Here is a 13,651-nt window from a genome sequence, read left to right on the forward strand (position 1 = left end):
GCCGCGCCCGCCGGTACGCGGGACTTCCCTGGGCGGATCAGAAGTCGAAGACGGGTGTGGTCTCCCGGTGCAGGACGCAGGCGTTGGTGAAGGTCTTCCGCCAGCTCACCACCCGGCCCCGGAAGTCGCCGTACGCGCTCGCCGTGACCGGGTTGTAGTCCAGCGGGCAGATCCCCGGCTCCCCGGCCAGCGCGTTCGGGTCGCCGCCGGCCAGCGCCAGCGCGTCGCAGGCGGCCACGGGCTCGGGGTGGGTGCCGCCCGGCGGGTCGCACAGCAGCGTGACCGAGCGGTGGCCGCCGCTCCCCGGGCCCGCGACGGTCAGCAGCAGCCCAGGTCCGATGTGCGCGGCGGGGGCCGCCTGGCCGGCCGGTACGGACGCGGCGCCGGTGCCGGTGCCGGTCCCGAGGGCGGCGACGACGGCGGCGACGACGGGAACGACGGTACGGAGGACCGCGCGGCGGCGCATGGGAACTCTTCCTGCCGGAGGGACGAACTCCCCCAGACCAGCGCCGATCCCCCCGGTGCGGTCGGTGGACACGCCGGGCGGTCCCTCGTCCGGCGTACAACCAACACCCGTCTCCCCCGTACGGAGGAGACGGGCGTTGCCCCTGGGGCGGAAGAACTTCCGGCAGGGGCGGACGACCATGGGTTCATGCCGAGATCACAGGGACAGTCGCCCTTGTCCGTCCATGTACCCCGGGCGGGGGCCGTCCGGACCGCACCGGCGGGCCGTCGCAACGGGTCCGGTTCGGGGAGCTGGGACCCGGGCTGACGGGCCCGCCCGTGAACGCGGGGAACGGGTGGGCGACGGGCGACCCCCGCCCGGGGCCGTGCGGTCCGGGCGGGGGTCGGGGGTGATCAGGAGGAGGTCACGGGGTCTTCTTCGTCACCTCCAGATCGGCGGTGGGCTCCTTCACCGTGCCGCCGGGGGTACCCGCGGCCTGGCTGGTGTTGTTCCCGGGCACCGGGTCGTGTGTGTCCGAGTGCACCGTGGCCGTGTTGCGGATGTCGCCGCCGTCGCCCTCGTACTCCGGGTCCAGCTTCACCCGGAACACCCAGGTCGTCGACGCCCTGGGGGCGAGGCTGTCGAGCGGCCCGCACTGCACCGTGTCCCCGGAGACGCACGCGTCGTCCGAGGAGACGAAGGTCAGCGCGGTCGGCAGCATGTCGGTCACCCGTACCTGCTCGGCCGTCGACGGGCCGTTGTTGGTGACGGTGATCTCGTAGTCGAAGGACTCGCCGGGGGCGATGGGGGCCGTGGTCGTCGGCCGCTTGACGATGGCCAGGTCCGCCGACGGCTGGGCGACCGAGCCGCCGGGCGGAAGCTCCTCGTCCTCGTCGTTGCGGCTGTTCGGGTCGATGTTGTCGGCGGTGACCTTGGCCCTGTTCAGCAGGTCGCTGCCGTCGCCCTTGTAGTCGGGGTCGATCCGTACGGTCAGGGTGTAGTCGACGCTCTGGCCCACCTGGAGCGGGGTGCTGCGCCGGCAGTTGACCAGCTGCCCGGAGACCGTGCACCCGGCGGGCGACGACGACACATAGATGAGTCCCGGCGGCAGGCTGTCCGCGAGCCGCACATTGAGGGCGTCCGCCGACGGGCCGTTGTTGGTGATGTGGATCCGGTAGTCGAAGGTCGACCCGGGTGGCAGCGGGGTGCTGCCCACGGCCGTCTTCGTCACCGACAGGTCCGCGTAGGGCTGGTTGACCGCGCTGCCGGGCAGCCCGGCGGGCGGGCTGGTGTTGTTCCCGGGCACCGGGTCGGTGGTGTCCGACGCCGCGGTCGCGGTGTTGGCGATGTCCGATCCGTCACCCCGGTAGTTGGGGTCGAGCCGGACGGTGAAGGTCCAGGTCTTCGACGCCCCGGGGGCGAGGGCGGCCTCCGGTCCGCAGCTGACGTTCTGTCCGGTCGCCGTGCAGCCGTCCGGGGAGGAGACGAAGGCGAGCGGAGCGGGCAGCGTGTCGGTGATCCGGACGTTCCGGGCGCGGGAGGGGCCGTCGTTGGTGACGGTCACCGCGTACGCGAAGGTCTGACCGGGGGAGACGGGAGTGGTGGTCGTGGGCCGCTTGGCGGTCCACACATCGGCCTGCGGCTGGCTGACCCCGCCCGGCGGCCGCACCGGCGGCGAGGTGTTGTCCTCGGGGTTGGGGTCCTCGGAGTCCGATGTGGAGGTGGCGGTGTTGGCCAGATCGCTGCCGTCGCCGGTGTACGAGTCGCTGAGCTTGACCCGGAAGGTCCAGGTCACATGGCCGCCGGCGGCGAGCCGGGCGAGCGGGCCGCAGGTGACCTGCTGACCGGAGGCCCGGCAGGGGGCGCCGGACGAGACGAAGGTGATCCCGGCCGGCAGGGCGTCCGTGACGGTGACATTGCGGGCGTCCGACGGCCCGGTGTTCTCGGTGATGATCTCGTACTCGAACTCCTCGCCGGGGACGATCGGTCCCGAACCCAGCGCGTTCTTCACGGTGTTGAGATCCGATACGGGGGTGAACGGGCCCTCGGGGATCACCGGGTCCGGCTTGTTGTTGCCGGGGTCGGGGTCGACGGCCTCGGAGGTGCCGTCGGCCGAGTTCCCGAGGTCGCTGCCGTCGCCCTGATAGGAGGGGTCGAGACGGACGATGAACGTCCAGTTCTTGGTCTCGCCGACCGCGAGCTGGGGCTCGGGGCCGCAGGTGATGTTCCGTCCCGACGCGGTGCAGCCGTCGGCGGAGGAGACGAACTCCATGCCCTCGGGCAGGAGGTCGGTGGCGATCACCTCGCGGGCCACGGACGGGCCCCGGTTGGTGGCGGTGAGGGTGTAGGTGACCATCCCGCCGGGCGGGACGGCCCGGGACGCCGGGGCCCGGGTCAGCCGGGTCTCGACCCGGGCCGGGCGCTCGTGCGCCACGAGGGGGGCGGAGAGGGCGGCCGGGGGGAGCAGGGAGGGGAGCTGGGGGGCGGCCACGGCGCCACCCGTGCCGGACCACAGCGGTAGTACGCACGCGAGCGCGGCGACGGCCGCTCTCACCGTGGGGGGCCGATGTCTGGTCGTTCTCATCTCACATCGATTCCGTTCCGTTCAGTGGTCCGGGGGCCGGGGACGGGCCCTGCGGGCGGGTGGCGGGTGGCGGGGGACAGCAGGGGCAGGGGGGTAGGGGAGTCAGTCGGTCCGCTTGGTGAGGACGATGTCGGCGGTCGGTGGATTCGTCCGGCCGCCGGGGGGCCCGGCGGAGCCGCTGTTGTTGGTCTCGTCGGGATCCTCGGTCGCCGACGACGCGGTGGCCGTGTTGCGCAGGTCCGAGCCGTTCCCCTCGTACGTGGGGCTCAGCCGCACCCGGAACGTCCAGGACACCGAGGCTCCCGGGGTCAGCGTCGTCACCGGTCCGCAGCGCACCGTCTGCCCCGACGCCGTACAGCCGTCCGGCGACGAGACGAAGGCGAACGCGGTGGGCAGGGGGTCCGTGATCCGCGCCTGGCGGGCGTTCGACGGGCCGTCGTTGGTGACGGTGACGGTGAAGTCGAAGCTCTCACCGGGGGAGACGAGGGCGGTGGTCCCGGTCCGTTTGACGGTCCGCAGATCGGCCCGGGGGACGGTGACCCCGCCCGGCGGGATCGCCGTCGCCGTGTTGTTCGCGGTGTTCGGGTCGGGGACGTCGTGGACGAGCGTCGCCGTGTTCACGAGGGTGGAGCCGTCCCCGGTGTACGCGGGGTCGAGCCGCACCCGGAACGTCCACGAGGAGGTGGCTCCGGACGCCAGGCTCGCGAGGGCGGGACAGGTGACGTTCTGGCCGGCGGCCGTGCAGCCGCTGCCGGAGGAGACGAAGGTCAGCCCGGCGGGGAGGGTGTCCCTCAGCCGTACGTTGGTGGTGTTCGAAGGACCGTTGTTCACGGCGGTGACGCGGAAGTCGAACTGCTGGCCCGGGGTGACCGGGCCGGTGCCGACCCCGTTCTTGATCGCGGCGACGTCCGCGCGCGCGGTCACCGTCGTGGTCACGGAGGCGGTGTTGTTGGTGGGATCCGTGTCGCTGCGGTCGGCGGGCGGGGTGACCGTGACCGTGTTGGTCAGCGTGGCCGGCTGGGCGGGCGCGGTGCCGGTGATGGTGTAGGTCGCGGAGCCGTTCCGCAGCAGATTCACCGTGGTGGCCAGGTTGTTGCCACTGCCGGACGGCTGGCCGCAGGAGCTGCCCGTCGTCGCCGTGCAGGTCCAGGTGACACCCGTGAGCCCGGGGACGGCGTCCCGGACGAACGCGCCCATCACGTCGTTCTCGTTGCTGTTGGAGACCTTGACGGTGTACGTGACCGGCCCGGTGCCCGCCGGGACGGTGCTGACGTTCGCGGTCTTCGTGACCGACAGGTCCGCCGGGACGTTGATCTTCAGATCGCCGATCTCGTGGATGTTGGTGGCGCCGCCCGTACCGCCGGAGAAGCCGACCTTCAGGGTGGGGGGGAGGGCCGGCTGGTTCGCGATCGTCGACACGTTGAAGTCGGTGATGATCTGCTGCATCGCGGTGCCGGGGCCGGTGTCCGACCAGAGGGAGACCAGCAGTTGGCCGCCGCTCGGGGTCACGGTGACGCGTACGGTCCGGTAGTCGCCGCGCCCGCAGGTCTCCACGCTGGTGGCGGGGAGCGCGCAGGGGGAGGAGCCCTGGGTGGGGCCGGGGGTGGAGGTGCCGAAGCGGTAGCCGGTGGTGTTGTTGCCGCCGCCGCGCAGCACGATCCGGTTGGCCTGGGTGCCGGGGCCGCCGTTGCCCACCGACGCGCTGGAGAAGTTGCCGAACTCGTCGATCCCGATGCCGAGGAAGGCCCCGGGGACACCGGCCCGGTTGCAGGGGTTGCCGCCGCAGGCGTAGCCGAGGCTGCCGCCGGGGGCGCCGGTGCCGTTGGCGGAGGCGCCGTTGGCGAGGAAGAAGGCGAGGCCGTCGCCGCGCTTGCCGTCGAAGGCGGTGCCGCCGTAGGTGGCGTACGTGAACTCGGCGACGATGCCGAGGCCGGTGGAGAAGGAGTCGTTCATCTCCCAGGCCCCGGACTGGTTGCCGGCCGCGCTGGTGAGCCGGAGCCAGCCGCCGCTCTGGAAGGTGGCGCTGCCGACGGCCGTGCCCAGGCTGCCCACCGCGGAGTCGAAGGGCTCGTGGACGGGGAAGCTGAGGGCGCGGGGGCGGGCGGCGCGGCCGTCGGGGGTGCCTGCGGGGGGTGCGGTGGGCGCTGCCGATTCGGTGGATGCGGTGGATGCGGCGGGTACTGCGGGTGCGGCGGATTCAGCGGATTCGGCGGGGAACTGCGGTGCCAGCAGCAGCAGTCCGCACACGGCGGCCAGGGCGAGCCGGCGGGGGGCGGTGATGGCCGGACCCCAGATGAGTCTCATGTCCGCGGACCTTCGTCTCGGGTGTCGGTCGGGATCGTGCGGGTGGGGCGGGGGAGAGGGGCGGCCCGGGGCCCGGCGGGCGGCTCGGCCGGTCAGGCCGGTCAAGCCGGCCCGGCCGGTTCAGCGGGGGGTGCGCCGGGCCCGGTTGGCCAGGAGCAGCAGGGCGGAGCCGGAGGCGAGCGCGAGCCCGGCGGACCAGGGCAGCCAGGCGGGGAGGTCGCCGCCGGTGTGGGGCAGCTGCGGGGGCGGGCCCTGGGGGCCGCCCGGTTCCCCGGGTCCGCCGGGCTCACCGGGGTGCGGTTCCCCGGGTCCGCCGGGGCCGCCCGGCTCACCGGGCCGGCCGGGTCCGGTGGGGGACGGGTGCGGATGCGGGTGCGGTGCCGACGGGAGCTTGAGCAGGAGCGGGCCGCCGCCGGGGCCGGTGGTGCCGGCCCGGTTGCTGTTGTTGCTCAGGACCGGGTCCCGCGTGACGGAGGTGACGGTCGCGATGTTGTCGATCTCCACGAACCTGCCGCGGCCGCCGTCCCCGCCGCCGCCACCGCCGCCACCGCCTTCGGTGTCGTCTTCGGTGTCGTCTTCGGGGCCGAGGAGAAGTTCGTCGGTGGTGGCGTCGGTGGTGGTGCTGTCCGTGACGCTGTCCGTGACGCCGGCCGCGGACCGTGCGTCGTTCCGTACCCGGACGGTGAAGGTGTACGTGACCGAGGCGCCCGCCGCCAGCCGGTCCAGGACCGGGCAGGTCACCGTCTGCCCCGACGCCGTACAGCCGTCCGGGGACGAGACGAAGCGCACCACGGCCGGGAGCGGGTCGGTGACCTTCACCTGGCGGGCGGTGGCCGGGCCGTTGTTGTGCACGGTGATGCGGTACGCGTAGCTCTCGCCGGGGGTGACCCAGCGGCGGCCGGAGGCGAGCACGGCGGTCATGGTGAGCGCCAGATCCGCTCTGCCGGAGCCGGGGGGCACCGGGAGCCCGGTGGTCGACGCGGTGTTGTTGGCCGGGTCGGGGTCGGCGGTCTGGGAGGAGACGGCGACCACGTTGGTGATGTCGGTGCCGTCGCCGTTGTAGCCGTCGGCCAGCCGGACGATGAGCCGCCAGGAGTGGGACGAGTTGACGGCGAGCCGCGCCAGGGGGCCGCAGGTGATCCGCTGCCCCGACGCCCTACAGCCGTCGGGGGAGGATTCAAAGACCAGGGCCTCGGGCAGCTCGTCGGTGATCACGACGTTCACCGCCTGGGAGGGGCCGTGGTTGGTGACCGTCACGCGGTACTCGAAGATGTCCTCGCCCTCCGCCAGCCGCTTGCCCAGGCCGGCGGCCGGTGCGGCGCCTTCGGGCGCGTCGGCGGTGGCACGGGCAGGGGTGTCACGGAGCGCGGGGCCCCGGACTCCGCCGGTGGTGTCGGTGGTCTTCACGGGGCCGGCGGGGGCGGTGGGCTGCCCCGCTTCGGCGCGGACGGCGAGATCGGCCCGGCCGGCCGCGTACTCCCGGGTCCGGTCCCGTACCGCACCGAGAGGGTCGCCGATCCCGACGGGTCCGGCGGCCCCGGCCGGCGGGAGGGGGTCCGCGAGAGGGGACACGGGTGCCGCGGGGCGGCTCGGGACCGGGGACACGGCGGGGCTCTCCGCGCCGCCGGGAACCGGGTTCCCCGCCCCCGTCCCGGTACCCGTCCCCGCCCTCGTCCCCATCTCCGTCACCATCACCGGAACGGGTGCCTCCGCGTATGCGGCTCCGGCCGGGGCCAGGCCCGGGACCCCCGCCGCCAGCGCACAGCAGACGGCGAGCGTGCCACCGGCACGGCGGACGGCCCTCCCGGGCCGTCCGTGGATGGTTCTCATACGGGATGCCCTCCGCGCTGTTCATCAACGGTGATCCACAGGCACCAACCCTCCCCTCCATCGGCTGATTTATCTGATAATCGGTAGTTATTACTCGTAATGCACTAACAGAAGCACCCGGAGAGGCAGTCGCCCCGGCGTGTCCCGACGACGCCGTCGTCGGTGCTTGTCGGTGCTTGTCGGTGCCTGTCGGCCCGTGCGCGGCCCGTGCACGGCCCGCGCACGCCGGAGGCGGGCGCCCGGACCATCGCCGGACGCCCGCCCCGTAACCCGTGCGCTCCCGGCGTCACCGCCGGGACGGTCTCACTCGGTGACGACCAGCCAGATGTTGTTCGTCGCGATGTCCTCGGAGCAGGTGTACTGGATCAGCTGGTTCCCCTCGCCGACCCAGTCCTTCACATTGAGACACTTGCCGCTGTGCCGGGCCACCAGCTGGTGACCGACGCCCTTCGGCACGAGCTTCCACTGCTCGTTGTGATCGGTGCCGCACGGCCACTGGACGATCTCGGCGAGGTCCTCGCTGTTGCTGCCCTTCACATTGAGGCACTTGCCGCTGTGCACGGCCTTGAAGCGGATGTAGCCGCCGCCCATGTCGTCCGGCTCCCAGATCTGGTTCGTGGCGCGCGTGAAAGCCCCCTGGATCACCTGCGCGTCGTTGTTCTGGGAGGCGTCCGACACGGTGGCGGCCTGGTCCGCCTGTACCGCCAGCCGCAGCGAGACCTGGCGGACCGGGATGGAGCGGTCCCCTGCCTCCGCCTGGCCGGGGTTCGCCGAGGCCGGGGCCGGCCCGCCCAGTAGCAGTGCCGTGCCCGCCAGGGCCGCGGCCGTCGCGCCCGCCGTCCACCGGGAAATCCTGATCATGCGCCCTCCCTTGTGCGGAGCCCCGCCGGCGGGGGACCGGCGGCGACTCTCCGTGCGACTTCTGGCGCTATACGTAGCCAATGGGGCGGAGGGTAGTCGTGAATCCCGTAACCAGAATCGGTCGATGTCAGGGAATAGTGGGGGGAACCGTTTCTCTGGTCCCTACGCTCCCAGGGCGCTCCGCGGCCCGGTCGCCCGACCCGTCCGTGGCCGGAAGCCCCCGCAGGTCACGGCGGTCCCGTCCGGAGCTGATCACCGGCCGGAAAACGCGGGTACCGGGCGGGAAAACGCCGGTGCCCGGACGGGAAGACCCCGTCCGGGCACCGGACCTCTGCCACCGGGGGCGGCCCGGGGACGGCCCCGGGGTGGCTCAGATGAAGGAGTTGATCTCGATCGTCTCGGTACGGCCGGGGCCGACACCGATCGCGGAGATCGGCGCTCCCGACATCTCCTCCAGCGCCTTCACATACGCCTGCGCGTTCTTCGGCAGGTCGGAGAAGGTCTTCGCCTTGGTGATGTCCTCGGACCAGCCCGGCAGCCGCTCGTAGATCGGCTTCGCGTGGTGGAAGTCGGTCTGCGAGTAGGGCAGCTCCTCGACCCGCTTGCCGTCGATCTCGTACGCGACGCACACCGGGATCTCCTCCCAGCCGGTCAGCACGTCCAGCTTGGTGAGGAAGAAGTCGGTGAGGCCGTTCACCCGGGTCGCGTACCGGGCGATCGGGGCGTCGAACCAGCCGCAGCGGCGGTCCCGGCCCGTGGTGACGCCACGCTCTCCGCCGATCCTGCGCAGCGCCTCGCCGTCCTCGTCGAACAGCTCGGTCGGGAACGGACCGGCGCCGACGCGGGTGGTGTACGCCTTGAGGATGCCGATGACCCGGCTGATCTTCGTCGGGCCCACACCGGCGCCGGTGCAGGCGCCGCCGGCCGTCGGGTTCGAGGAGGTGACGAACGGGTACGTGCCGTGGTCGACGTCGAGCAGGGTGCCCTGGCCGCCCTCGAAGAGCACGACCTTGCCGTCGTCGATGGCGTTGTTCAGGATCAGCGTGGTGTCCGCGACGAAGGGGCGCAGCTGGTCCGCGTAGGCCAGCAGCTCCTCGACGATCTGCTCCGACTCGATCGCGCGCCGGTTGAAGACCTTGGCGAGCAGCTGGTTCTTGGACTCCAGCGCCGCCTCGACCTTCTGGAGCAGGATCGACTCGTCGTACAGGTCCTGGACCCGGATACCGACGCGGTTGATCTTGTCGGCGTAGGTCGGGCCGATGCCCCGACCGGTGGTGCCGATCTTCCGCTTTCCGAGGAACCGTTCCGTCACCTTGTCGAGCGTGACGTTGTACGGAGTGATCAGATGGGCGTTTCCGCTGATCAGCAGCTTGGAGGTGTCCACGCCGCGGTCATTGAGCCCGCTCAGCTCGGAGAGCAGCACGGCCGGGTCGACGACGACACCGTTGCCGATGACCGGCGTGCACCCCGGCGAGAGGATTCCGGAAGGGAGGAGGTGCAGCGCGTACTTCTGGTCGCCGACGACGACCGTGTGGCCGGCGTTGTTGCCGCCCTGGTAACGCACCACATAATCGACCGATCCACCGAGCAGGTCGGTGGCCTTTCCCTTGCCCTCGTCACCCCACTGAGCACCGAGCAGCACAAGTGCGGGCACAGGCGTACACCCCTTCCGGGCGGGGCATGTCCAAGGTCAGGGGCGTGAGCCGTGCCTGAGTCCGCGGACCGGTTGCCCCGGAATAGACGAAGCCCCTGGCGCAATAGCGCAAGGGGCTCTTGCACAAAGATGCTACCCGAGGAAGGACCGAGGTGTCGGCTCACGACCAGCTGCTGGTGGTCATCGACCCGGTCGCCCGCCGAAGCGACGGCGAGTCCGTTCGGATCGCGAAGGATGTGCTGTGCGGTGGATCATCGGTGAAGATCTGCCTTCCGGAGGGTCCCGAGGAATTCGCCAGAGCGCTCGCCCGCAGGGGGTCGCGGCGGCCCGTGGTGGTCGGGGACGACCGGGCGCTGCTGCGGGCGGTGGCCCTGCTGCACCGGGACCGCTGGCTCGGGGACGGGGCGCTGGCGCTGGTGCCGGTGGGTCCCGCGGTGGAGCTGGCGCACTCGCTGGGGGTGCCCCGGGGCGCGGTCGCGGCGGCGCGCGCGGTCCTCGACGGGGCGGTCCGGCGGCTGGACCTGCTGGTCGACGAGAGCGACGGGGTGGTGGTGGGGGATCTGGCGATCCCGGCGGGACCGTCGCCCGGGGGCGCGCGCCCGGTCCGGGCCGTCCTGCGGCTGCTCGCCCGTTCGCTGGTCCGCTCGGTTCCGGCGGTCGGCGCCGGCGGGCACCGGCTGCGGATCGAGGCGGACGGGGTGGTCCTGTCCGACCGGGACCGCGAGGTGGCGGCGGTCACGGTGCGCGCGGTGGACGGCCGGGCGGAGGTGGTGGTCCAGCCGGGCGGGGCGGGGGAGCCGCTGACCGCGAAGGCGCTGACGGTGACGGTCTCGGGGCCGGACTTCCGCTACCGGGCCGACACGACGATCACCGGGCCGGTACGGACCCGGACCTGGACGGTCCGGGCGGGGGCCTGGGGCCTGACGCTGCCCCCGGGCCGCGAGCCGGAGGCGGACCTGTCGGCGGCGGGGGCGGGCGCGTAACCGGGCTGTCCAGCGGTACGGGGGCGGGTGGGTCGGCGGGGGACCCCGGAGGACCCCGGGGGACTCCCGAGGTCAGCGGTGGTCAGCGGGAGCCAGCAGGGGTCAGCGGGGGTCAGCGGGGGGACTCCGGCGGGCGCTGGCGGGGCATGTTCGGGCGGGCGCCCGGCGGGATCGAGGAGGAGCGGGCCGCGGTGAGCGGGTCCGGGGGCGTCGCGCGGAACGGGGCCGGGGGCAGGGGCGCGGGCTGGAGGGCCAGCGGCGCCGGCGGTCCGGCGAACTCGCGCATCCAGTCGGCGGTCTCCGCCCGTACCAGCTCCGTCACGTCGTCGGAGAACCGCCGCAGCACCCCGAGACACCGTTCGGCGGCCTCCGCCGCCGTGCCGTCGGCGGGGCCCAGGATCTCCCGGACGCTCTCCGACGCCCAGTCGAACTGGAGCTTCTGGAGCCGTCGCTGCACCGCCTGCGCCGTGGCCACGCTCCGCATCCACCCGGAGGTGATCCCGAAGTAGCGGTCGCAGGCGAGCGCCGCCGCCCCGAGGAGGAGCGCCAGGTAGCCCCAGCCCGCCGCCGACGGCAGGACCCCGGTGAGATCGGCGAGGGGCAGGGCGGCACCCGCGACGAAACCGAGCGCGGCGGCCAGCCGGAGCGCCCGTCCCGTGCGGCGCTTCCAGACCCGGTCGGTCAGATACCACTCGGCGGTGCGCAGCGCGCCCGTCTCGACCCAGCGGTACAGCTCGTCCAGGCGCTCGGCGGGCCGGCCCCAGTCGCCGAGGGGGAAGGGCCTGCCGGTCAGATCCCCGCGCTGCGGCTCCCCGCGTTGCTGTTCCCCGCGCTGCCGCTCCGCGCGTTGCTGTTCCCCGCGCTGCGGGTCGCCGCGCTCCTCCCGGGCCGGCCCCCCGGGCTGCATCTCCGGCTGGCTCACCGGGGCACTCCTCTGCATGGTGTGACGGGTACGGTGCTGCTGCGTGGTGTGACGGGTACGGTGCGCACGGCGCGGCGGTACGGCGCTGCTCTCGGCCGCCCCCGTCGCGTTCCGTCGCCTTCCGCGCATATGTCCGTGGCGTGCGCGCGGACGCGTATGCCCTTCCTACCGCCGAATGGCGGCCCCCGTGGCGGAGAACGCCCGCTCTCTGCCTCTGGCCGGGCCGTGATCAGCCGGGGGCTCCGCAGGATACTCACTCGAAAGAGGTGCCGTCGCGGGGTTCGGCGCACCTCGCGACGACCACGTAGGCTCGGGTGACCGAAACATCCGTCGACGACGTGCCTGGAGTGACCGTGATCCCCGGTGGTGGCCAGCCCAATATGCAGCAGCTTCTCCAGCAGGCCCAGAAGATGCAGCAGGATCTCGCGCGGGCCCAGGAGGAGCTGGCGCGGACCGAGGTCGAGGGCCAGTCGGGCGGTGGTCTGGTGACCGCGACCGTGACCGGCTCCGGCGAGCTGCGGGCGCTGGTGATCGACCCGAAGGCCGTCGACCCGGAGGACACCGAGACGCTGGCCGATCTGGTCGTCGCCGCCGTCCAGGCCGCCAACGAGAACGCGCAGCAGCTCCAGCAGAGCAAGCTGGGCCCGCTCGCGCAGGGCCTCGGGGGCATGCCGGGTCTGCCCTTCTGAGGCTGCCGAGGCTTCTAAGGCGCGGCAGGAACAACTACCGTACGGGTCACGGAGCCGTACGAGCCGAGGAGAGGCAGTCCGTTGTACGAAGGCGTGGTCCAGGACCTCATCGACGAGTTGGGCAGGCTGCCCGGCGTCGGTCCCAAGAGCGCGCAGCGGATCGCCTTCCACATCCTCCAGTCCGAGCCGACCGACGTCCGCCGGCTCGCGCACGCCCTGCTGGAGGTGAAGGACAAGGTCCGGTTCTGTGCCGTCTGCGGCAATGTCGCGCAGGAGGAGCAGTGCGGCATCTGCCGCGACCCGCGCCGGGACCTCGCCGTCATCTGTGTGGTGGAGGAGTCCAAGGACGTGGTGGCGATCGAGCGGACCCGCGAATTCCGGGGCCGGTACCACGTCCTGGGCGGGGCGATCAGCCCGATCGAGGGCGTCGGCCCCGACGACCTGCGGATCCGTGAGCTGCTCACGCGGTTGGCGGACGGCACGGTCACCGAGCTGATCCTCGCCACCGACCCCAATCTGGAGGGCGAGGCGACCGCCACCTATCTGGCCCGCATGATCAAACCGATGGGTCTGCGCGTCACCCGGCTGGCCAGCGGTCTGCCCGTGGGGGGAGACTTGGAATACGCCGACGAGGTCACGCTCGGGCGTGCCTTCGAGGGGAGACGACTTCTCGATGTCTGACGTCATGCTGCACGCGACGCACCAGGATCCGGGCGACTTCGCGGTCCAGATCGCGGACTCGATCGAGTCCTTCATCGTCGCGACCACCGAGGTGGCGAAGGGTGACGAGCCCGACAGCGCCGTGCCCTTCCTGCTGCTCGAAGTCTCCCAGCTGCTGCTGACCGGCGGCCGGCTGGGCGCGCACGAGGACATCGTCCCGGACGAGCGGTACGAGCCGGACACCGGCCCGGAGCCCGACGTGGACGACCTGAGGGAACGCTTCGCCGTCCTGCTCGACCCGGTGGACGTGTTCTCCGAGGTCTTCGACCCGTACGAGCCGCGCAAGGCCCCGGTGGCCTGCCGGATCTCCGACAACCTCGCCGACATCGTCACCGATCTGCGGCACGGGCTCGCGCACTACCGGGCGGGCCGGGTCTCCGAGGCGCTGTGGTGGTGGCAGTTCTCGTACTTCTCCAACTGGGGTCCGACGGCGTCCGCGACGCTGCGCGCGCTCCAGTCGCTCGTCTCGCATGTCCGGCTGGACCAGCCGCTCCAGGAGCTGGACGGGCTGGACACGGACGAGCTGGCCGACGAGGCGCTGGCGGAGGAGGCCGGCCAGGTCATGGCCGAGGAGATCGCGGCCCCGCTGGGGATCCGTACCGTCTGATCCGTACTGTCCGATCCGGCACCGTCCGATCCGGCGCCGCCTGATTCGGCAC

General features: G+C 72.7%; 11 protein-coding genes. 4 read left to right on the forward strand and 7 right to left on the reverse strand.

Annotated features, from left to right (window positions below; all coding sequences use genetic code 11):
- Positions 1-37: 37 nt before the first annotated feature.
- From SYYSPA8_RS16740 to SYYSPA8_RS16765, 6 genes are all read right to left on the reverse strand, one after another.
- The gene (locus tag SYYSPA8_RS16740) at positions 38-466 is read right to left on the reverse strand and encodes an SSI family serine proteinase inhibitor (protein ID WP_323447984.1); all 429 of its coding nucleotides are present in this window, start codon (positions 464-466) and stop codon (positions 38-40) included.
- Between the two features lie 403 nt (positions 467-869).
- On the reverse strand, positions 870-3,029 hold the full coding sequence (locus SYYSPA8_RS16745) for a COG1361 S-layer family protein (RefSeq protein WP_323447985.1): 2,160 nt from the start codon (positions 3,027-3,029) through the stop codon (positions 870-872).
- A gap of 102 nt (positions 3,030-3,131) precedes the next feature.
- Positions 3,132-5,333 carry a hypothetical protein gene (locus SYYSPA8_RS16750; RefSeq protein ID WP_323447986.1) on the reverse strand — a complete coding sequence of 734 codons (2,202 nt, stop codon included), beginning with the start codon at positions 5,331-5,333 and terminating at the stop codon, positions 3,132-3,134.
- A gap of 120 nt (positions 5,334-5,453) precedes the next feature.
- The gene (locus SYYSPA8_RS16755) at positions 5,454-6,905 is read right to left on the reverse strand and encodes a DUF11 domain-containing protein (protein WP_323447987.1); all 1,452 of its coding nucleotides are present in this window, start codon (positions 6,903-6,905) and stop codon (positions 5,454-5,456) included.
- A 561-nt stretch (positions 6,906-7,466) separates the two neighbouring features.
- Positions 7,467-8,024 (reverse strand): RICIN domain-containing protein, encoded by a 558-nt coding sequence (locus SYYSPA8_RS16760; RefSeq protein WP_323447988.1) that lies wholly within the window; start codon positions 8,022-8,024, stop codon positions 7,467-7,469.
- A 370-nt stretch (positions 8,025-8,394) separates the two neighbouring features.
- The gene (locus SYYSPA8_RS16765) at positions 8,395-9,678 is read right to left on the reverse strand and encodes an adenylosuccinate synthase (protein WP_323447989.1); all 1,284 of its coding nucleotides are present in this window, start codon (positions 9,676-9,678) and stop codon (positions 8,395-8,397) included.
- A gap of 152 nt (positions 9,679-9,830) precedes the next feature.
- On the opposite strand from SYYSPA8_RS16765, the gene SYYSPA8_RS16770 reads away from it, so the two are divergent.
- Complete coding sequence (locus SYYSPA8_RS16770; RefSeq protein WP_323447990.1) at positions 9,831-10,661, forward strand: serine/threonine-protein kinase; 831 nt, start codon at positions 9,831-9,833, stop codon at positions 10,659-10,661.
- Between the two features lie 112 nt (positions 10,662-10,773).
- On the opposite strand, the gene SYYSPA8_RS16775 is transcribed toward SYYSPA8_RS16770, so the two are convergent.
- The gene (locus SYYSPA8_RS16775; protein WP_323447991.1) at positions 10,774-11,583 is read right to left on the reverse strand and encodes an SLATT domain-containing protein; all 810 of its coding nucleotides are present in this window, start codon (positions 11,581-11,583) and stop codon (positions 10,774-10,776) included.
- A gap of 353 nt (positions 11,584-11,936) precedes the next feature.
- Here SYYSPA8_RS16775 and SYYSPA8_RS16780 point away from each other — a divergent pair, with 353 nt between their 5' ends.
- From SYYSPA8_RS16780 to SYYSPA8_RS16790, 3 genes are all read left to right on the forward strand, one after another.
- Complete coding sequence (locus SYYSPA8_RS16780) at positions 11,937-12,272, forward strand: YbaB/EbfC family nucleoid-associated protein (protein ID WP_323448151.1); 336 nt, start codon at positions 11,937-11,939, stop codon at positions 12,270-12,272.
- Between the two features lie 81 nt (positions 12,273-12,353).
- A complete protein-coding gene (recR, locus tag SYYSPA8_RS16785) occupies positions 12,354-12,953 on the forward strand; it encodes a recombination mediator RecR (RefSeq protein ID WP_323447992.1) in 600 nt (199 codons plus the stop codon).
- Positions 12,946-13,599: a DUF5063 domain-containing protein gene (locus SYYSPA8_RS16790; RefSeq protein ID WP_323447993.1), complete on the forward strand. Its 654-nt coding sequence runs from the start codon at positions 12,946-12,948 to the stop codon at positions 13,597-13,599. Before recR ends, SYYSPA8_RS16790 begins: the two co-directional genes overlap by 8 nt.
- Positions 13,600-13,651 lie beyond the last annotated feature (52 nt).

The organism is Streptomyces yaizuensis (assembly GCF_034961445.1).
Lineage (GTDB): Bacteria > Actinomycetota > Actinomycetes > Streptomycetales > Streptomycetaceae > Streptomyces > Streptomyces yaizuensis.

Coding starts and splice junctions, on each gene's coding strand:
- SYYSPA8_RS16740 (WP_323447984.1), bottom strand. CDS start 466: ATGCGCCGCCGCGCGGTCCTCCGTACCGTCGTTCCCGTCGTCGCCGCC.
- SYYSPA8_RS16745 (WP_323447985.1), bottom strand. CDS start 3,029: ATGAGAACGACCAGACATCGGCCCCCCACGGTGAGAGCGGCCGTCGCC.
- SYYSPA8_RS16750 (WP_323447986.1), bottom strand. CDS start 5,333: ATGAGACTCATCTGGGGTCCGGCCATCACCGCCCCCCGCCGGCTCGCC.
- SYYSPA8_RS16760 (WP_323447988.1), bottom strand. CDS start 8,024: ATGATCAGGATTTCCCGGTGGACGGCGGGCGCGACGGCCGCGGCCCTG.
- SYYSPA8_RS16790 (WP_323447993.1), top strand. CDS start 12,946: ATGTCTGACGTCATGCTGCACGCGACGCACCAGGATCCGGGCGACTTC.